This is a genomic window from Micromonospora sp. CNZ297 (genome assembly GCF_007827625.1).
Map to the genome: position 1 here is coordinate 56,020 of NZ_VISU01000001.1, position 19,481 is coordinate 75,500.

Genomic DNA, 19,481 nt, shown 5'->3' on the forward strand with positions numbered 1-19,481 from the left:
CATCCGGCGCCGACAATGACCGGATGGACGTCGACGACTACCGGACCCACTCCCCGTACAGCGATCCCCGCCACCACGCGGCGCTGCTCGACGCCGTTCCCGCCGACCTGCCCACCGTCGCGGCGACCGCCCGCAACGTGATCGTCCACTACCGCGCCGGTGGCGTGGAGCTGCCGGACGTCCGCCGGGCCGAGGTGAACCTGCGCTGGCTGGACCGCATCCTCGACACCGACCAGTCCCGGTTCCCGCTGCCGCTGACCGCCGAACGCCCGGCCGTCGAGCGGGTCGCCGGCTGCTGCCGGGACCACACGCTGCTCACCGTCGCGGCGCTGCGCCAGCACGGGATCCCGGCCCGCAGCCGGATCGGGTTCGTGAGCTACTTCTCCCCGGACTGGCACCACGACCACGTGCTCGCGGAGTGGTGGGACGGCGAACGCTGGGTCTGGTCCGACCCGGAGCTGGACCCGGCCGTCGAGCGGCCGTTCGACGGCTACGACATCGACCCGGAGGCGGGGCACTTCGACTCGGCGGCCCGGGTGTGGCTGGCGTACCGGGCGGGCCGGATCGACCCCGGCACCTACGGCGTGGACCCGTCGCTGCCGATCCGGGGCGACTGGCTCGTCCACGACTACGTGCTGCTGGAGCTGGCCCACCGGCACAAGGACGAGGTGCTGCTCTGGGACGGGTTCGGTGCGATGACCGAGGATCTGACCGGTGCCGACCTCACGCTCGTCGACGAGGTCGCCGCGCTGCTGGTGGCAGCCGACCGCGGCGACGCCGCCGCCGGGCGGGAGCTGGCCCGGCGGTACGCCTCGGACGCCCGGTTGCGTCCGGGCCCGACTGTGCACTGCGTCGACCCGGTCTCCGGCATGGCCGCCGACGTGGACCTGCGACGCTGACCGGGCTCACCCGGGCAGGGGCGCCTCGTCGCCTCGGGTGCGGCGCGGGTTGACCAGCCGGCGGACCATCGGGGCGGCGTTCCAGCGGGCCGCGCCGACCAGGTCCCGGGCGTGTTCCAGCACCGTGTAGTCGGGCCGGGCGATGCCCTCGGCGATGGCCCGGTCGAGGTCGTTGCCGCAGCGGGTGAGCACGCTGTCGAAGTCCCGGCGGACCGGTTCCAGAAGGTCGTAGCCGAAGGAGCGGTGCAGCCGGGCGAACAGCGGCTTGTAGAGGCGGGCCCGCTCGTGCAGCCCGGACGAGTACGACATCGGGTTCTTCGGCCGCTGCCGGACGTAGGAGGGCAGCACGTCCGCGAAGGCCCGCCGGACGACCCACTTCTCCTGCCCGTCGCGCAGTTTGACGTCCAGCGGCAGCCGCATGGCCAGCTCGACGACGCTGAGGTCGAGGAACGGCACCCGGGCCTCCACGCCGTGCGCCATGCTGGCCCGGTCCACCCGTTGCAGCTCGGTCCGGCACAGGTTGCGGATCTTGTGGAGGAACAGGCGACGGGACCGCTCCGGGCCGACCCGGTGGTACATCGGGTACCCGCCGAACAGCTCGTCCGAGCCGTCGCCGGTGAGCACCACCCGGACGCCCAGCTCGCGCAGCCGCCGGAAGATCGGCACCGAGACGACCGCGTTGATGATGTCGCCGTACTCGGTCAGCTCGGAGACCCGGATCGCCTCGCGCACGTCGGCGAGCCGGATGTCGCGGGGCCGTAGCTCGATCACCTCGTGCGGTACGCCGAGGTCGGCGGCGAGCCGCCGGGCGTACGCGACGTCCGGGCTCTCCGGCACGCCGATGGTGACCGCCACGCAGTCCGGGTGCAGTTCCCGGGCGTGCAGCAGCGCCAGTGAGCTGTCCAGACCGCCGGAGAGCACCACGCCGACGGTGAGGTCGGTGTCCAGCCGGGCGCGCATGGCGTCGGTGAGCGCGACGCGGACCAGCAGGGCCGCCTCGTCCGGGTCGTCGATCACCGGCAGGCCGTCGCCGAGGGTGAGCAGATCGACGTGCGGACCGACCCGGACCGGGCGGCCGGGCTCGACCCAGCCGTGGTGCCCGGGCGCCACCTCGCCGATCGGCGCGCCGTGTCCGACCAGCGCCTTGACCTCGGAGGCGAGGTGCAGGCAGCCGGGCAGGCGGGACCAGTAGAGCGGCTTGACGCCGAGCGGGTCGCGGGCCAGGTACGTCCGGCCGGTGTCGCGCTCGACGATCACGAACGCGTACTCGCCGCGCAGCCGGCGGACCGCGTTCTCGCCCCACTGGCGGAACGCGGTGAGCACCACCTCGGTGTCGCCGGTGGTGCGGAACCGGTGCCCGAGCCGGGTCAGCTCGGCGCGCAGCTCGTGGTGGTTGAAGATCTCGCCGTTGAAGCAGAGCAGGTGCCGCTCGTCCGGCGACATCCACGGCTGGACGGACCGTTCCCGGTCCACGATCCTCAGCCGCCGTACGCCGGCGAGCAGGCCGTTCTCCTGCCGGGTCTCGGTGACCTCACCGCGCGGCGCGAGCGCGACGAGCATCCGCCGGAAGGTGGCCGGATCCGCCTCGGGGCCGATGCTCAGCGCGATGCCGCACACCGGGTCACACCCCCATCTCGGACTCGTACGCCCGCCGGTACCGGCGACGGGCGGCCGGGGCGAGACACACGTGCCAGGCCTGTCCCTCGTCGACCACGTTCACCTCGCCGGCGTCCTGGCGGGCCAGCAGCAGCCCGGCGAGCGCCGGGCGGGCGCCGAAGCGGTCGTACCACTCCAGTTCGACGTCGGCGGCCCAGCCGAGGCAGTGCCCGCTGGGCACCATCGCGGCGTACCCGAGGCGGCGCAGCCGGTACTGGTGCTCGGCGCTGCGGGCCAGGCTGGTCACCCAGAGCGGCGGCGTGCCGTCCGGCGCGACGGCCGTGAACTCCCGGGCCAGGTCGTTGAGGAACGCGATCATCTCGCGGCGGGCCCGGCGGAACAGCAGCCCGGCGGTACGCGGGGTGGCGTCCGGGCGCACCCGTCGCCGCACCGCCCGCAGCCCGCGTCCCACCACTGTGGCGGGCTGTTCCTGGTAGCGGAACTCGATCAGGCCGCGGCGGCGCAGCCACTCCAGGTCGACCAGTTCGGTGCTGGTGCGGACCTGGTCGTCGGTGAGGAACGTCGGGCTGTCCCGCCACCAGAGCACATCGACGCGGGAGAGCAGGTAGATGCGGACCAGCGCGGTGAGGTCCTGCGCCGAGCTGCGCGCGTTGGGCTGGTAGCGGGCCATCTCCAGCAGCAGCGTCTCCCGGGCGCCGATCAGGCCCTGCGGCGTGGCGTCGAGGACGGCGGCGATGGCCGGTTCGCGCAGCCGCTGGTCGAGCAGCACCTGGCGGGCGGTGGTGGACGGCGCGTCGGCGAGCGCGCCCACCTCGACCAGGAGTTCCGCCACCGCCGCCCGGTACGCGGACAGGTCCGGCTCGGTGCCGGCGCGCCGGCCACCGGCGGGCACCCGCCGGGCGGGAGCGGTGGACGTGACGGCGGGACCGGGCTGGCGACCGGGGCTGCGGCTGGGCACTCGCATGGTCTCCGTCCCCTCTCGGTCAGGACACGGCGTGATTGGGCCTGCACACACCGTAATGAGCCGAGAGGGCGGCAATCGCCCCATCTCCCCCGATGCGCCCGATCAGGTGGCGGACGGTGGCACCAGCGCCTGCACCTCCTCGTACGTGGGCGGTGCCGGCAGGCCCGCGTCGCGCCCGGCGCCGATCGCGTCGGTCAGGCGCAGCGCCGTTCCGAGGGCCGCCCGGAACAGCAGTGAGCCGGTGCTGACCCGGGCCACGCCGAGCCGTCCGAGGGCGGCCAGGTCCGGGCCGCCCGGCCGGTACAGCACGTTGAGCGGCAACCCCGCCTCGGCGGCGAGCACACCGACCAGTTCGTCGGGCGCGCCCGGCACGAACAGGCAGTCGGCCCCGGCGGCCCGTAACAGCGCCGCCCGCCGCCGCGCCTCGTCCAGCGGCGACGGCACGCCCAGCCACCACGCGTCGGTGCGGGCGTTGACGAAGATCTGCGGTACGGCGGCGCGGACCGCCGCGATCACGGCGGCGACGTGCTCCGCCGGGGCCAGGCGCCCGTCCGGGCGGCCGTCCTCCACGTTCACGCCGACCACGCCGAGCGCGGCCAGCTCGCCGACGAAGCGCGCCACCTCCGCCGGGTCGTCGTGGAAGCCGTCCTCGACGTCCACAGTCAGCAGCGCCGGCAGGTTCCGCAGCCGGTACGCCAGCTCCAGCGTCTCGGTGCGGGTGGCGCGGACCGCGTCCGGCCGCCCGGCCGCCGCCGCCACGCCCAGGCTCGTCGTGCCGATCGCCTGATGTCCCCGGGCGGCGAGCGCCGCGGCGGAGGCGTGGTCCCAGGCGTTCGGCAGGAGCAACGGGTCGCCGGGCCGGTGCAGCTCCCGGAACGCGCGGTACCGGTCGGTCATCGCAGGATCACCTCGAGTCGGGTCGTCGGAACGTCAGGAGTCGGGCGGGCGGGACGGCAGCGGCGGCGCAGCACGCCGACCACGCCAGCGGCCAGGGCGAGCGCGTGCCGCTGCCCGGGGCAGCCGCGGGGACCGGCGCCGAACGTCAGCGCGGCGTTCGCCCGGCTGGCGCGGAAGCGGTCCGGCTCCGGGAAGGCCGCCGGGTCGCGGTTGGCGGCGTCGAACCGCAGCAGCAGCCGCTCCCCCGCGCGCACCGGTTGGCCGCCCAGGCTCAGCGGGTCGGCGGCGACCCGGCGGGTGACCCGTACCGGCGGGTCGAGGCGCAGCACCTCGGCGAGCAGCGCGTCGGTCCCGAGCCCGTCCGGCGCGGCGAGCCCGTGCCGGACGGCGGCCACGATCAGCCCGGCGGTGGCGTCGGCGGCCTGCACCAGCAGCCCGAGCCGGTTCGCTGTCACCTCGGCCGGAGCGGGCGGCGACATGGCCAGCAGCGCCGCCACCGCCCGGTCCGCCCGCCGCACCGCCGCCGGTTCGGCGCCCGGGTGGTAGGCGGCGGCCACCGCCGTCACCTCCGCGACGGCCGCCGCCGGGTCGGCCAGGCCGAGCCGCTCCGCCAGCACCACGAGGGGTACGCGCCGAGCCAGGTCACCGGTCACGTCCACCCGGTCACCGCCGTTGTCCCCGGTCGCGGCGCGGTCGAGGATCCGCCCGGTGAGCCGTTCCGCGGCCACACGCAGTTCCCGCGGGTCGAGGGGGTCGAGCGCCGCCACCCCGACGGCTCGCCGCGCGGCATGCCGGTCCGGCGGACTGAACCGGCTCACCGAGGCGCGCAGCCATGCCAGGCCGCCCTCCGGCGCCTGCTCGGCGGGCGGCACCACGCAGCGGGGATCAGTCAGGACGGAGACGACGTCCGCGTACCGGGTGACCACCCAGCCGCCGTCGTCCGAGGTCGGCGGCCCGCAGGGCGGTGTGCCCGGAGCAGCCGTGATCGTCGGTGAATCCATCGTCCGACCGTAGGGCGCCGACAGTTCGGCCCGAACCGAACGATCCGGCCGGGCACATCCGGCGGCCCGGCGCGGGCGGGACGGGTGCCGCGGGGCACGGGCGGGTCAGGCGCGCGCCGGGCCGGTGTCGCGGGAGGCGGGCGGGGCCAGCAGCGCCGGGTCGACGGCGAGCGCCTCGGCCAGCGCGTCCCGCCCGGTGGCGGTGAGCCGTACCGCCCGGCCGGTGCCGCGCGCGGTCCAGCCGAGGTCGAGGAAGCGCCCGCACAACGCCGCCCCGACCGCGCCGGCCAGGTGCGGGCGCCGTTCGGTCCAGTCCAGGCAGTCGCGGACCAGGGGTCGCCGGGTGGCGCGCAGCGGTTCGACCGGTACACCGAGACGGTCCAGCCAGGTCATGCCGGCCCCGGTCAGCGCGAGGCCGCCGGTGCGGTCGAGGACGCCTCGGTCGAGCAGGGCGTCGTGCAGCAGCACGCCGAGCCGCCCGGCCAGGTGGTCGTAGCAGGTGCGGGCGTACGCCAGGGCGGCGCCGGCCGACGCGGCGCGCAACGTGCGGGGCGGGGTCGCCGGTGCGGGCGCCCGCGCGGCCAGGTCCTCGACGATCTGGGCGACGCCCGGGTCGGCGAGGCGGACGTACCGGTGGCGGCCCTGCCGCTGCTCGACGAGCAGGCCACCGGCGACCAGCCGGGTGAGGTGGTCACTCGCGGTGGACGCGGCGACCCCGGCGGCGCGGGCCAGTTCCCCGGCGGTCCAGGCGCGGCCGTCGAGCAGGGCCAGGCAGAAGCCGGCCCGGGTGGGGTCGGCGAGCAGCGCGGCGAACCCGGCGAGTCCGCGGCCGTCGGCACCGGTGGTCATCGGCCCATGCTGACACGGGCACGGTTCGGGCCGCGCCGAACGGTCAGGGGGTTCTTTACAGCACTCTCTCCAACGTTGTAGAAACGGTGGCACCGCACCTCCGTCTATCCCCGAGGGCAGGCCCGATGGGACACCTCCGCCGCGGTGGCGCGCTCGCCGCCGTACTCACGCTTCTGCTCGCCGGCGCGGCCCCCGCGTCCGCCGCCGGGCCCGACCGCTACCGCAACCCGGTCTCCGCCGGGTTCGCCGACACCTTCGCCGACCCGGTCGTGGTGCGCGGCGACGACGGACTCTGGTACGCCTTCGGCACCTCCGACCCGCTGCGCGAGGGCGAGGGCCGCACGCATCGCGTGCCGATCGCCCGCTCCGCCGACCTGGTCGACTGGACCTACGCCGGCGACGCGTTCGCCCCGGACCAGCGGCCCGCCTACGCCGCTCCCGGCGCCGCGTTCTGGGCACCGGACGTGCGGCGGGTGGCCGGCCGGTGGGTGATGTACGTGACGGTCACCGACACAGGCGTCTCCGACGACACGTTCGACACCGCGGTCGGCGTGGCCACCGCGCCGAGCCCGGCCGGGCCGTGGACGTTCGCCGACACGCCCGTGGTCGCGCCGCGACCGGGCGGGGGCGGCGGTTATTTGTGGACGATCGACCCCAGCCAGCTCACCGGCGCCGACGGCAGCCACTGGCTCTACTACGGCAGCTACTACGGCGGCATATCGGTCACCGAGCTGTCCCCGGACGGGCTGCGCGCGGTCGGCACGCCCACGCCCGTCGCTATCGACAACAAGTTCGAGGGCGCGTACGTGCTGCGCCGCGACGGCTGGTACTACCTGTTCGCGTCCACCGCGAACTGCTGCGCCGGGCCGGCCACCGGCTACTCCGTCCAGGTCGGCCGGTCCCGTGACCCGCGCGGCCCGTTCACCGACCGGGACGGGCAGCGCCTCGACGTGTCCCGGGCCGGCGGCACACCGGTGCTCACCCAGAACGGCAACCGCTGGATCGGCACCGGGCACAACGCGGTGCTCACCGACCTGTCCGGGCAGGACTGGATCGCCTACCACGCCATCGACCGCGCCGACCCGTACCTGGACGAGCCGTTCGGCGTCAACGAGCGGCCGATGCTCCTGGACCGGCTCGACTGGATCGACGGGTGGCCCACAGTCAACGCGGGCGCCGGTCCCTCCGACAGCATCCGGCCCGCGCCGGTCACCACCGGCCCGGTCGACGCGCGCTTCGCCACCGCCGACCTGCGCGGCTGGCGGGCCGAACAGTGCCGCTGGCACGCCGCCGGCGGGGTGCTGACCGGCAGCGGCACGCTCACCTCGCGTACCCGGATCGGCGGTGACCTGCGCGCGGAGACCGACCTGCGGCTGACCGGCGCGGCCACCGCCGGGCTGCGGCTTCACGGCGTGGACGTCCGCGTCGGGCGCGGCCGGCTGAGCGCGGGCGCCGCGACCACCGTGCTGCCCCCCGGCCTCGACCTGGGCGACCGCCACAATCTCGCCATCGAGGTACGCGGGCGGCAGCTCGTCGCCACGCTCAGCCCGTCCCGCCTCGGCGACCCGGTCGCCCAGGTGTCGCTGCGGCTGCCCCGCCCCGGCGCCGGTGAGCTGTCAGTGCGCGCCGAGGGCGGCCCGGCCGAGTTCGACAACGTCAGCGCCGTCCGGCTGTACCGTCCGGCGCGGCACACCGTCCCCGACCCCCGGGTCGGACCGGTGCTGCGCGGCTACTCCGACGAGTTCACCGGCGGGCTCGACCCGGCGTGGCGGTGGGTACGCCCGGACCCGGCCGCCACCGTGTCCGGCGGCGCGCTGCGCTGGCCGGTGCAGGACGCCGACCTGTCCGGGGCCGGCAACACCGCAGGGGTGCTGCTGCGCGACGCCCCGGCCGGGAACTACGTCGCCGAGACCAAGGTGACGCTCGACCTGGGCGAGGACAGCGTGCGCAACTACCAGCAGGCGGGCCTGGTCGCGTACGTCGACGACGACCGGTTCGCCCGGCTGACCCAGGTGGCCATCTGGAACACCCGTCAGGTCGAGTACGGCTACGAGCTGCCGTTCGCCGGTCAGCCGGTGTACGGCGGCAGCATCGTCGGCACCCCCGGCACCACCACCTGGCTGCGGCTGGCCCACCGGGTCGACCCGGTCAACGGCGAGCACGAGTTCCGGGCCGGGTCCAGCCGCGACGGCAAGCACTGGACGTGGGGCGCGGTGTGGACGTTCCCGGCGGACACGACACCGCGGATCGGGCTGGTGGCGCACGGCGGGGCCACACCAGCGGTGACCGCCGAGTTCGACTACCTGCGCTTCCACCGCTGACGTCCAGGGCCGTCCCCTCCCCTGGGGGCGGCCCCGCTCAGCCGCCGGAACGAGGGCAGGCGGTGGTCAGCTCGCTGATGGTGCGGGTGTCGCCGTCGTAGCTGCGCGCCGCCACGAACGCCCCGGCCGGCGGATGTGCCCCGGCGACCGCCCGGGCCCGGCGCCGGTCCGCCGCGCCGAACCGCAGCGCCAGGCTCAGGTGCGGCACCCACCGGCCGGGCTGGTGCCACGAGTGCCCGCCGGACGCCTCGGCGAGCACGTCCCAGACCGCGCCGTGCAGCGCGACGAGCTGCGGGGTCGGGCGGACCAGCCACACCAGTGGCGCGCTGCCGTCGAGCACCGCCACCCGGCCCAGCCGCACCGGCAGCGGGAGCGCCGCGTCACAGAGGTCGGCCAGGCGCTGCTCGACGCCGGGCGGGAACTCCTCGACCGAGGCGAGCGTCAGGTGCGGCCGGTTCGTCGGGTGCGTGTTGCGGGCCAGGCTGGGCAGCCCGGCGGCGGCGAGCCGGTCCCAGGCGGCGCGAACCGCCGCTTCCAGTTCGGGAGAGCAGAGCAGTTCGACCGTCCGCACGTGATCAGGCTAGTCGGCGTCAGCCGCCCGCGACGCCCCGTACGTCAGAGCCAGCCGGCCTCGCGCGCCCGCCGTACCGCCTCCGCCCGGTCGGCGGCGCCGAGCTTCTGCACGCAGGCGCTGAGATGGTTGCGGACCGTTCCGGCGGCCAGATGGGTCCGCCGGGCGATCACCGCGACCGGGGTGCCCAGCTCGGCCAGCCGCAGCGTCTCCAGCTCGCGCGGCGTCAGCGGGCACTCCGGCAGGGTGAGCGCGTCGGCCGCGAGCGCGGGATCGACGTAACGCGCCCCGGAGTGCACCCGGCGGATCACGTCGGCCAGCGCGCCGCCGGGGGCGCCCTTCGCGAGGAACCCGCGTACCCCGGCGGTGAGCGCCGGCCGGAGCTGGGCGGGCCGGCCGTGTCCGGTGAGGATCACCGGCGCGCAGCCGGGCAGCGCCCGGGTCAGCTCGGCGGCGACCTCGACGCCGCCGGGCGGCGGCATCTCCAGGTCGAGCACGGCGACGTCGGGGCGGTGGGCAAGCGCCGCGTCCAGGGCGCTGCGCCCGTCGCGGGCGTGCGCGACCACCTCGATGTCCGGTTCCAGGTCGAGCAGCGCGGCCAGGGCGAGCCGGATCAGCTCCTCGTCGTCGGCCAGCAGTACCCGGATCACGGCGTCACCGGCACCGTCGCCACCAGGCTGAACACGCCGTCGGCGGCATCGGCCCGAACCCGTCCGCCGGCCGGGGCGAGCCGGTCGGCCAGGCCGCGCAGACCGCCGCTGAGCCGGTCCGGTCCGGCGTCGTCGCGGACGCCGTCGTTGCGTACGGTCAGCGTCACCACGCCGTCCTCCCGGGTGATCTCGATCCGGCACCAGCCGGCCCGGCTGTGCCGCAGCACGTTCGTCCCGGCCTCACGCAGCACGGCGGCCAGGTCGGCGGCGACCGCCGCGGGCACCTCACCGGCGGGCGGGACCACTGTCGTGCGGACGCCGCTGGAACGCAGCACCTCCCCCACCGCCGCGGCCTGCTCGGCCAGGTCGACCGCGCGGTAGCCGTGCACCGCCGCCCGGACCCGGGTCAGCGCCGAGCCGGCCAGCCGCCGGGCCTCGGCCGCCTCCCGGGCGGCCCGGCCGGCGTCGCGCGGCGCCAGCCGCTCCGCCAGCTCGGCCTTGAGCGCGATCACCGTCAGGTCGTGGCCGAGCAGATCGTGGACGTCCCGGGCGAAGCGCAGCCGTTCCTCGGCGGCGGCGAGGCGCGCCTGGGCGGCCTGCCCCTGCCGGGCCTCGACGAGCAGGTCCCAGAACCAGACCTGGACCCAGGTGAGCGCGGCGATCCCGGCGCCCACCACGCCGGTGACCAGCAGCGCCGTGGTCACCGGCCCGCCCGTCGACCAGGTGACGACGGCCGACACCGCGAGGACGCCGGCCGCCGCCACCACCGCGACGACGGGCCGGAACAGCAGCGGCGTCATGCCGACCAGGGACGCGCCCAGCCACGCCCAGGTGGGCCAGGTTCCGGCCGCGACCGGGCCGAGCAGCGGCAGGCTGAGCAGCGCCGCCGCGATCAGCGCGGCGTGCCGGCGACGACGGGCCGGTACGGGCAGCCACGGCGTGACCGCGGCGTGCAGCACCGCGATCTGGGCGACCGCGAATCCGAGCAGCCCGGCGGCGCCCAGCGCGACGCGTACCGGGTCGGGCTCGCGGGCCAGGCCGACGACGGGCAGCAGCACCGTGGTCCACACGTTCGTGGCCAGCGACAGCAGGGTGACCCGCCGGGCCCGGCGCAGCCGGTGGTCAGCGGAATCGACTGTCATGCCCGCCGATCCTAGGGCGTGCGGCGCCCCGCCCACCCCCGAGAAACGTCACGGCCGGACCGTGCGATCCGCACGGTTTCCCGATGACTGACGCGCCTTCTCCGGTGCGCCGGGCGGCGGCAGGGTCGGGGCATGACGGAGATGACTGTGGGCGTACCCCGGCGGTGGGCCGGGTGGGCGCGGACCCGGCACCTGGCCGGGATGGTGGTGGCGATGGTGGCCGGGATGGTGCTGCTCGGGCCGCTGTGGCAGGTGGGCGGGAACCTGCTGGGGGGTGCGGCGGTGCTGGCGCGGCCGGACGTGGGCGCGCTGGTGATGGCGACGAACATGGCGGCGGGCATGGCCGCGTGGATGTGGTACCGGGGAGACGGCCGGGCCGCCACCGCGGAGATGTCGGCGGCCATGTACGTGCCGTTCCTGCTGCTGCTCCCGCCCTGGTGGGCCGGGTGGGTCGGGGACGACACGCTGCTGCTCGGCGGCCACCTGCTGATGGTGCCGGCGATGCTGCTGGTGGCGCTGCGGCACCGGCACACGGCCACCGCGCCGCCGCGCCGGCACCCGGTCGCCGCGGCCGTGGCGCGCGGGTGGCCCGCCGGGCTGGGGCTGCTCATGACGGTGGACATGTGGTTCGCGCCCAGCGTCTTCGCGCCGTGGACGCTGCTGGTCCTGCCGGCCGGCTACCTGCTGATCGGCACCTGGCGGCGGCAGTGGGGCGACCGGCGCGCGCTGGCGGCGCAGCTCGCCGGGGCGGCCGTGTGGGGCGGCCTGGCGGTCGTGGCGATGATCGCGTCCGCCGACGTCGCCGGGGTGCTCGTCGGGGTGGGCTGGCTCGTCCACGCGGCCTGGGACGGCTGGTACCACCGCACCGGCGCGGTGGTACCGCGCGGGTACGCGCTGTGGTGCGCGGTGTTCGACGTCGGAGTGGGCCTCACCACGCTGCTGGCCGTCCTGTCCCGGTGATCCGGCGGGGGCACGGGGCCACGCCGGATCACCCGGAGGGGACGGCACACAGGTGGCGCGGCGAACGTTTGACCCGGTCGCCGCGACCGCCGCGCGGCGGTGATGAAAAGCTTGTCGCATGAACGCCGCACCGACCCCGACCGACCCCGCCCTTCCCGCCGACGCCGAGGACGGCATCGCCTTCGCCGATCTCGGGCTGCGCACCGAGTTGCTGGGCGCGCTGTCCGCGCTCGGCTACGAGGAACCGACGCCGATCCAGCGGGAGGCCATCCCCCCGTTGCTGGCCGGGCAGGATCTGCTGGGCCAGGCGGCGACCGGTACGGGCAAGACCGCCGCATTCGCGCTGCCGCTGTTGCAGCGGATGCCGGTGGGGCGGGCCGACGGCGACCCGGTGTCGCTGGTGCTGGTGCCGACGCGGGAGCTGGCCGTGCAGGTCTCCGAGGCGTTCCACCGCTACGGCAAGGACCTGGGCGCCCGGGTGCTGCCGATCTACGGCGGGCAGCCGATCGGCCGGCAGCTGCGTGCGCTCGACCACGGGGTGGACGTGGTGGTGGCGACGCCCGGCCGGGCGCTGGACCACATCGCCCGGGGCACGCTGCGGTTGGGCGCGCTGAGCACGGTGGTGCTGGACGAGGCGGACGAGATGCTCGACATGGGCTTCGCCGAGGACATCGAGGCGATCCTGGAGCACGCTCCGGCCGGCCGGCAGACGGTGCTGTTCTCGGCCACCATGCCGGCCCGGATCGACGGGCTGGCCCGGCAGCACCTGACCGACCCGGTCCGCATCCGGATCGAGCGGGAGCGGCCCGTCGCCGGGGAGGCGCCCCGGGTGCGGCAGAGCGCGTACATCGTGGCCCGGGCGCACAAGCCGGCCGCGCTGGGCCGGGTGCTGGACGTGGAGTCGCCCACCGCGGCGATCGTGTTCTGCCGCAGCCGGGAGGAGGTGGACCGGCTCACCGAGACGATGAACGGCCGGGGCTACCGGGCCGAGGCGCTGCACGGCGGGATGAGCCAGGAGCAGCGGGACCGGGTGATGGGCCGGCTGCGCGCCGGTACGGCGGACCTGCTGGTCGCCACCGACGTGGCCGCCCGTGGCCTGGACGTCGAGCAGCTCACCCACGTGGTCAACTACGACGTGCCGTCCGCCCCGGAGTCGTACGTGCACCGGATCGGGCGGGTCGGCCGGGCCGGGCGGGAGGGTGTGGCGATCACGCTCGCCGAGCCGCGTGAGCACCGGATGCTCAAGACCATCGAGCGGGTCACCGGCCAGCGGATCGCCATCGACAAGATCCCCACTGTCGCGGACATGCGTACCCGGCGGCTGGAGCTGACCCAGGGCGCGCTGCGGGAGAGCCTGCTGGAGGACGACCTCGACCCGTACCGGGCGATCGTGGAGTCGCTCACCGACGAGTTCGACCTGGTCGAGGTGGCGCTGGCGGCGGTGAAGCTGGCGCACGAGGCGACGTCGCCGGGCTCGGACGACGAGGAGGAGATCCCGCAGGTTCCGGTCCGGGGTCCGCGCGAGGGCCGCCCGGAGGCCGGCGGGCGGGGTGAGCGCCGGGGTCCGGCGCGCCCGCGTACCGGCGGCACCACCCAGGTCTTCATCGGTCTGGGCCGCCGGGCCGGGGTACGGCCGCAGGACCTGGTGGGCGCGATCACCGGGGAGACCCGCATCAGTGGCCGGGACATCGGCTCGATCGAGATCGCCGACCGGTTCTCGCTGGTCGAGGTGCCGCAGGGGGTCGCCGACGAGATCATCGCGGGGCTGCGCGGCACCACCATCAAGGGACGCAAGGCGACGGTACGCCGGGACCGGGACGGTGACGGGCCGGGCGAGCGCCGCGACCGGGGCTACGAGCGGCGCGACCGCCGCTGAGCCCGGCGCGACCGGCTTCCGTGCCGGTCGGCGTGGAGACCACAGGGGGCGGACCACGACGGCGCCCCGGCCACCGTGCGTACGGTGGCCGGGGCGACGGTCGTCAGGCCGCGGCGAGCGCCGGACCGTCCAGCGACTCCGTGCCGATCTCGACCGGGCGCAGCGCCAGTGCGAGCACGTCCGCCACGTCGGACAGGGTGTGCACGGTCAGCGCCTCCCGCACCTCGGCCGGCAGGTCGTCCAGGTCCGGCTCGTTGCGCTTCGGGATGATCACCTCGGTGAGGCCGGCCCGGTGCGCGGCGAGCAGCTTCTGCTTCACGCCGCCGATGGGCAGCACCCGGCCGGAGAGCGTCACCTCGCCGGTCATTCCGAACTCGGGCCGAACCGGCCGCCCGGTCACCAGTGAGGCCAGCGCGGTCACCATGGTGATGCCGGCGCTCGGGCCGTCCTTGGGCACCGCGCCCGCCGGGACGTGCAGGTGGATCCGCCGCCCGGCCAGCGCGTTCGGGTCCAGCCCGTAGCGCCGCCCGTTCGACCGCAGGTACGACCACGCGATGTGCGCGGACTCCTTCATCACGTCGCCGAGCTGGCCGGTGAGCGTCAGCCCCGGCTCACCCTCCATCGTGGTGGCCTCGATGAACAGCACGTCGCCACCGGCGCCGGTGACCGCGAGTCCGGTCGCCACGCCGGGTACTGCGGTCCGTTCGGCCGACTCCGGGGTGAACTTGGGCCGGCCCAGGTAGCGGGCCAGGTTGCCGGCGTCGACGTGCACCGGCGCGGAGTCCGTGGCGAGCGCGACCGCGACCTTGCGCAAGATCTTGGCGAGAGCGCGTTCGAGCTGCCGGACGCCGGCCTCCCGGGTGTACTCACCAGCGATCAGCGCCAGCGCCTCGTCGGCGACTGTGACCTCGTCGGTGGTCAGCCCGGCCCGTTCCCGCTGCCGGGGCAGCAGGTGGTCCCGGGCGATGGCGACCTTCTCGTCCTCGGTGTAGCCGTCCAGCGCGACCAGCTCCATCCGGTCCAGCAGCGGGCCGGGGATCGCCTCGACCACGTTGGCGGTGGCCAGGAACAGCACGTCGGACAGGTCGAGGTCGACCTCCAGGTAGTGGTCGCGGAACGTGTGGTTCTGCGCCGGGTCGAGCACCTCCAGCAGGGCCGCCGCCGGGTCGCCGGAGTAGCCGGCGGCCAGCTTGTCGACCTCGTCGAGCAGCACGACCGGGTTCATCGAGCCGGCCTCGCGCAGCGCCCGCACGATCCGGCCGGGCAGCGCGCCCACGTAGGTGCGCCGGTGACCGCGGATCTCCGCCTCGTCCCGGACACCGCCGAGGGAGACGCGGACGAAGTTGCGGCCCAGCGCCCGGGCGACCGACTCGCCGAGGCTGGTCTTGCCGACACCGGGCGGACCGGCCAGGGCCAGCACCGCGCCGGAACCGCGTCCGCCGACCACGCCGAGGTTGCGCTCCGCGCGCCGGTTGCGCACCGCGAGGTACTCCAGGATGCGGTCCTTCACGTCGGCCAGGCCGGCGTGGTCGGCGTCGAGCACGGCCCGGGCCGCGGCCAGGTCCATGTTGTCCTGGGTACGCGTGTTCCACGGCATCTCCAGGACGGTGTCCAGCCAGGTCCGGATCCAGCCCGCCTCGGGTGAGGCGTCACTGGCCCGCTCCAGCTTGCCGACCTCGCGCAGCGCCGCCTCGCGGACCTTCTCCGGCAGGTCGGCGGACTCCACCCGGGAGCGGTAGTCGGCGGAGCCGTCCGGCTCGTCCTCGCCGAGTTCCTTGCGGATCGCGGCGAGCTGCTGGCGGAGCAGGAACTCGCGCTGGGACTTCTCCAGCCCTTCGCGGACGTCGCTGTTGATCTGCTCGGTGACCTCCTGCTCGGCGAGGTGTTCCTTCACCCAGCCGACGAGCAGTTCCAGCCGGGCGGTGACGTCCGGCGCGGCGAGCAGTTCGGTCTTCTGCGTCAGGCTGAGCCAGGGCGCGTAACCGGCCGAGTCGGCCAGCTCGGACAGGTCGGTCATCCGCTCCATCGCGTCGATCACCTGCCAGGCGCCGCGCTGCTGCAGCACCGAGGTCATGAGCGCGCGGTACTCGCGGGCGAGTTCGCGGGCGCGGCCCGCCGGTGCGGGTTCGTCGAGTTCGGTCGCCTCGACCCAGAGCGCGGCGCCGGGGCCGGGCACGCCGGAGCCGATGCGGGCGCGGGTGAGACCGCGGACGACCGCCGCCGGTTCGCCGCTGGGCAGCCGGCCCACCTTCTCGATCGTGGCGACCACGCCGACGGAGCCGTACTCGCCGTCGAGGCGGGGTACGGCCAGGAGTTCCTTGTCGCCGGTGGCGCGGGCCGCGTCGACGGCGGCCTGGGTGGTCGGGTCGAGGGTCACCGGGATGACCATCCCGGGCAGCAGGACGGCGTCGGTCAGTGGGAGTACCGGAAGAGTTGCCATCGAACACCTGCCATCACGTTGGTTGAGCGTGTCTGGCTCAAGTAACAAAACGTGCCCCTTGTTCCGGGTTGTGACCCACGCCACTACGAAGGGCCGCGTTCCCGCGCTCCGCACCCAATGGCGGCGCCCTTTACCGCGACCCGCCGAATGGAAACAGTCGGCTATTGTTGCGGAATTACCGCGCGGTAGGTCAAACTCTTAGCCACACCCCGCCCGACACAGGGAGTAATGGCGATGGCAAGGAAAGTAATCACCGTTCTGACCGACGACCTCGACGGCGGAAAGGCCGATCGGACCGTCGAGTTCAGCCTGGACGGCGTGGCGTACACGATCGACGTCTCCGACGAGAACGCGGGCGTCCTGCGCAAGGCGCTGGATCCGTACATCAGCGCTGGCAGGCGAATCGGCCGGGGAGCGACCGAGGTCGCCCGCGGCGCCCGCCGCACCGCCCGGCCGAGCACCTCGGGAATGGACCGCGAGCAGAACCGCGCCATCCGGGAATGGGCCGCCAAGAACGGGTTCGAGATTTCCGAGCGCGGGCGCATCCCGGTGTCGGTGGTCGAGGCGTACAAGAACCGCTGACCGCCACCGGTTCACCGTCGGGCATCCCGGGGTCACGCTGAGAAATCGGCGGGGGCCCGATCGGCTTTCTACGGTCAGCGCTTTTCATCCGGCCGGATACCGCCGGCACGAAATTTCTTCCGGGATCACCTTCCACCGTGCCCGTACGCGGGAACGGCAGCGGCCGCCCGGAGGAGTCCCCCGGACGGCCGCTGCCGTTCGCCCGCTCAGTTGACCCGGATGCGCACCACGTCGATGGCGGGAGTCTGGTTGGCCCGCTCCATCATCGGGATGCGGTGCGAGCCGTCACCGGCCCAGACCGCGCACTGCGCCACGCCCGACTGCGCCAGGCCCGGAATCTGGATCAGCACGTCGTCCGGCTGGTTGCCGCCCCGCCCGTCCTCGGTGGCCACGAAGAAGGCCGGCACGTCCTGCGGGTTCGGAGGCTGCCGGGTGCTGCCGAGCATGCGGCAGGCGGTGTGGAAGTGGCCGCGCACCAGGCCCTGGCCGTTGAGCAGCGAGCTCTCCAGGTAGTAGCCGCCCTGGCCGGCGGCGAGGAAGCGGTCCCGCACCAGGTTCTTGGTGGTGACCCGGAGGGTGAACGGCTGGTTGCGCCGCACCTGGTTCGGGAACTGCGTGATCAGCAGCGACGGGTTGTTCGCCGCGGCGCCCACCTCACCGAACGCGGTGCTCACGCACCGGTTGCCGTTCTGGAAGCCGTCGTGCGCCTGGAGCTGGCTGCCGGAGCAGTCCTTGGCGAGCACGTTCAGGCCGTTGCCGCCACCGTTGTTCTGGCCGCCGCCGTTGTTGTTCCCGCCGCCGTTGTTCCCGCCGTTCTGACCGCCGTTGTTGTTGCCGCCGTTCTGGCCCCCGTTGTTGTTGCCGCCGTTCTGACCGCCGTTGTTGTTCCCGCCGTTCTGGCCGCCGTTCTGCGGGGTGTCGGTCACCGCACACTGGGCGAGCTGGTCCAGGCCCTGCGGGCGCTGGGCGACCCGGCCGATGGCGGTGGCGATCCGGTTGAGCGCCGCGGTCCGCTTGTCCGCGAGCGGACGCAGGATCGCGTTGTTGATGAACTCGCCGCCCTTGCGGCCCTCCGCCGCGAGCCGCCGGTTCGCGTCGGCGATCTGCGACTCCAGCAGAGCCAGGGTGCGGTCCACCTCGGCACGGGCCTGACCGGGCACCTGCGGCAGCCGGCCCCGGACGTCCGGGCAGGCCACGGTCGGGGTGCCGGCGCCCGCGCCGCCCGCGTTGGTCTGCTGGCACTCGGCCGGCGACATCTGCCCGTCGCCCCAGTGGTTGCGGACCCAGCGGCCGTTCTGCCAGGTACGGGTGGTGCTGCCCTGGCCGTCCGGGGCGGTCGCCCCGGGGCTCGCGGGCACGCAGGACGCCGAGGCGGCGCGGGTGGTCGTCCGCCGGTCCTGGGCGGACGAGATCTGGGTGACGGCGACGATGCCGCCGAAGACCGCGAGCGTGCCGACAACCGCCAGCATCCGCTTGCTCCGCGCGTTACCGGATGACCGGCGCGCCCGTGTGGACCTGCGCATCGAATTGCTCTCCTTCACGATCCGGTAGTTGACTGGTGATCCCGGCGGACCGACGAATTCGGGGTGTGAGATCACTGCGACGCTCAGTCGCGCGTCAATGGCCGACGATGCCCTTTCCGCACCGTCTCCGCGCCGTCCGGGCGCGGCGGGGAAGATCTGCGTCCATTCCCGATGAGGTACGGAGCGCCGTCGGCGAAGGTTCAACCGGAGATCGGAAAAAAATCGAAAAGTCGCCGTCCTCGCCGGCGAGGACGGACGGCTCAGTCGGCGCAGAGGTGATCGAAGGCGAACCCGCCGTCGAAGGAGTCCCGCCGGGCGGCCAGCGCGCGTACCCGCCGGAGAAGCTCGTCGCGGTCCAGCAGGGACGGCGCGGCACCGTCGAGGTCACGCAACCGCTCCCCCAGCGCCACAGCCGCCAGGTCCTCGGCGAGCCGCCCCGGGTCGACGCCGCAGGAGAAACCGCGCGAGGTCAGCCGTACCCGCTCCAGCAGGCAACGGCCGGGCCGCACCTCGGCCCAGGCCCAGCCCTCCGCCGGACCGTCGGTCCAGCGCACGTGCAGGCCGCGCACGATCGGGTCGGCGATCCGGCCCGCCACGTACGCCTCGACCGCCTCGACCCGGGCCAGCGCGCCCAGGTCGTTCACCGGTCCGCGCCGGCCGTCCGGCAGCCGGCCGATGATGTCCCGGAAGCCGACCGTGTCACCGCCGTCCGGGTCGGTGCCGTCGGCGTACGCCCGCGCGTCCAGCACGTACTCGACGAACCGGCGGACCTGCTCCGCGCCGCCCAGCGTCGGCGACTCGACGCGCACCAGCGGCAGGCCGACGGCGACGCAGACCGCGTCGGTCAGCCGTTCGGACCGTCGCGCGGCCGATCCGTCGGGGGCGGGCACGGTGAACCGCACCGCGAAACGCGGCAGCCCGGTGTCGGCCGCGCAGACCACCAGGTCGAGCGACGCCCGCCCGGCGGTGCTCCACTGGCTGCCGGTGACCCCGGGCGGGCGGCCCTGCACCAGGTCGCCGAGCCGCCGCCCGGTGTGGCCGAGGTGGCCGGCACGGACCAGGGACGGCGCGGCGCCGGGCGGGATCGGCCGCAGCCAGGAGGCGGTCACGCTGCCTGTGCTCGTCATCTCGCCCCGATCCCCCTCGTCCGGTCGACGCCCGAGTGTAGGCCGTGCGGCACGACCGGTCC

16 protein-coding genes are annotated in these 19,481 nt (G+C 75.0%); 5 read left to right on the forward strand and 11 right to left on the reverse strand.

What is annotated here, in order from left to right; genetic code table 11:
• Positions 1-23: 23 nt before the first annotated feature.
• Positions 24-899: a transglutaminase domain-containing protein gene (locus FB454_RS00275; RefSeq protein ID WP_013286572.1), complete on the forward strand. Its 876-nt coding sequence runs from the start codon at positions 24-26 to the stop codon at positions 897-899.
• 6 nt (positions 900-905) lie between these two features.
• On the opposite strand, the gene FB454_RS00280 is transcribed toward FB454_RS00275, so the two are convergent.
• The 5 genes from FB454_RS00280 to FB454_RS00300 form a co-directional block, all read right to left on the reverse strand.
• The gene (locus FB454_RS00280; RefSeq protein WP_013286573.1) at positions 906-2,516 is read right to left on the reverse strand and encodes an asparagine synthetase B family protein; all 1,611 of its coding nucleotides are present in this window, start codon (positions 2,514-2,516) and stop codon (positions 906-908) included.
• Positions 2,517-2,520: 4 nt separating this feature from the next.
• Positions 2,521-3,480 carry a hypothetical protein gene (locus tag FB454_RS00285; RefSeq protein WP_145755145.1) on the reverse strand — a complete coding sequence of 320 codons (960 nt, stop codon included), beginning with the start codon at positions 3,478-3,480 and terminating at the stop codon, positions 2,521-2,523.
• Between the two features lie 102 nt (positions 3,481-3,582).
• Positions 3,583-4,377: an isocitrate lyase/PEP mutase family protein gene (locus tag FB454_RS00290; protein ID WP_145822302.1), complete on the reverse strand. Its 795-nt coding sequence runs from the start codon at positions 4,375-4,377 to the stop codon at positions 3,583-3,585.
• Complete coding sequence (locus FB454_RS00295) at positions 4,374-5,378, reverse strand: cytochrome P450 (RefSeq protein WP_244879613.1); 1,005 nt, start codon at positions 5,376-5,378, stop codon at positions 4,374-4,376. The genes FB454_RS00290 and FB454_RS00295 overlap by 4 nt, the downstream gene beginning before the upstream one ends.
• Positions 5,379-5,483: 105 nt before the next feature.
• A complete protein-coding gene (locus FB454_RS00300) occupies positions 5,484-6,227 on the reverse strand; it encodes an ArsR/SmtB family transcription factor (protein ID WP_013286577.1) in 744 nt (247 codons plus the stop codon).
• A 125-nt stretch (positions 6,228-6,352) separates the two neighbouring features.
• On the opposite strand from FB454_RS00300, the gene FB454_RS00305 reads away from it, so the two are divergent.
• Complete coding sequence (locus FB454_RS00305) at positions 6,353-8,548, forward strand: glycoside hydrolase family 43 protein (RefSeq protein WP_013286578.1); 2,196 nt, start codon at positions 6,353-6,355, stop codon at positions 8,546-8,548.
• A gap of 37 nt (positions 8,549-8,585) precedes the next feature.
• On the opposite strand, the gene FB454_RS00310 is transcribed toward FB454_RS00305, so the two are convergent.
• Genes FB454_RS00310 through FB454_RS00320 form a run of 3 tightly spaced genes read right to left on the reverse strand, consistent with a single transcriptional unit; the run spans position 8,586 to position 10,911 of the window.
• Entirely contained in the window at positions 8,586-9,119 is a 534-nt protein-coding gene (locus tag FB454_RS00310; protein ID WP_013286579.1) for a 2'-5' RNA ligase family protein, read from the reverse strand.
• A 44-nt stretch (positions 9,120-9,163) separates the two neighbouring features.
• On the reverse strand, positions 9,164-9,769 hold the full coding sequence (locus FB454_RS00315) for a response regulator transcription factor (RefSeq protein WP_013286580.1): 606 nt from the start codon (positions 9,767-9,769) through the stop codon (positions 9,164-9,166).
• Positions 9,766-10,911: a sensor histidine kinase gene (locus FB454_RS00320; protein ID WP_013286581.1), complete on the reverse strand. Its 1,146-nt coding sequence runs from the start codon at positions 10,909-10,911 to the stop codon at positions 9,766-9,768. The genes FB454_RS00315 and FB454_RS00320 overlap by 4 nt, the downstream gene beginning before the upstream one ends.
• Positions 10,912-11,043: 132 nt before the next feature.
• On the opposite strand from FB454_RS00320, the gene FB454_RS00325 reads away from it, so the two are divergent.
• Together FB454_RS00325 and FB454_RS00330 are read left to right on the forward strand one after the other, a co-directional pair.
• Positions 11,044-11,871 carry a hypothetical protein gene (locus tag FB454_RS00325; RefSeq protein WP_013286582.1) on the forward strand — a complete coding sequence of 276 codons (828 nt, stop codon included), beginning with the start codon at positions 11,044-11,046 and terminating at the stop codon, positions 11,869-11,871.
• 118 nt (positions 11,872-11,989) lie between these two features.
• Positions 11,990-13,747: a DEAD/DEAH box helicase gene (locus tag FB454_RS00330; RefSeq protein WP_013286583.1), complete on the forward strand. Its 1,758-nt coding sequence runs from the start codon at positions 11,990-11,992 to the stop codon at positions 13,745-13,747.
• 103 nt (positions 13,748-13,850) lie between these two features.
• Here the strand turns inward: FB454_RS00330 and lon are convergent, their stop codons facing one another.
• The gene (gene lon, locus FB454_RS00335) at positions 13,851-16,187 is read right to left on the reverse strand and encodes an endopeptidase La (RefSeq protein ID WP_013286584.1); all 2,337 of its coding nucleotides are present in this window, start codon (positions 16,185-16,187) and stop codon (positions 13,851-13,853) included.
• 234 nt (positions 16,188-16,421) lie between these two features.
• On the opposite strand from lon, the gene FB454_RS00340 reads away from it, so the two are divergent.
• Positions 16,422-16,769 (forward strand): histone-like nucleoid-structuring protein Lsr2, encoded by a 348-nt coding sequence (locus FB454_RS00340; RefSeq protein WP_013286585.1) that lies wholly within the window; start codon positions 16,422-16,424, stop codon positions 16,767-16,769.
• Positions 16,770-16,975: 206 nt separating this feature from the next.
• On the opposite strand, the gene FB454_RS00345 is transcribed toward FB454_RS00340, so the two are convergent.
• Positions 16,976-18,238, reverse strand: a complete 1,263-nt coding sequence (locus FB454_RS00345) for a hypothetical protein (RefSeq protein WP_114920518.1) — start codon at positions 18,236-18,238, stop codon at positions 16,976-16,978.
• A gap of 314 nt (positions 18,239-18,552) precedes the next feature.
• A complete protein-coding gene (locus tag FB454_RS00350; protein WP_013286587.1) occupies positions 18,553-19,419 on the reverse strand; it encodes a PDDEXK family nuclease in 867 nt (288 codons plus the stop codon).
• Positions 19,420-19,481 lie beyond the last annotated feature (62 nt).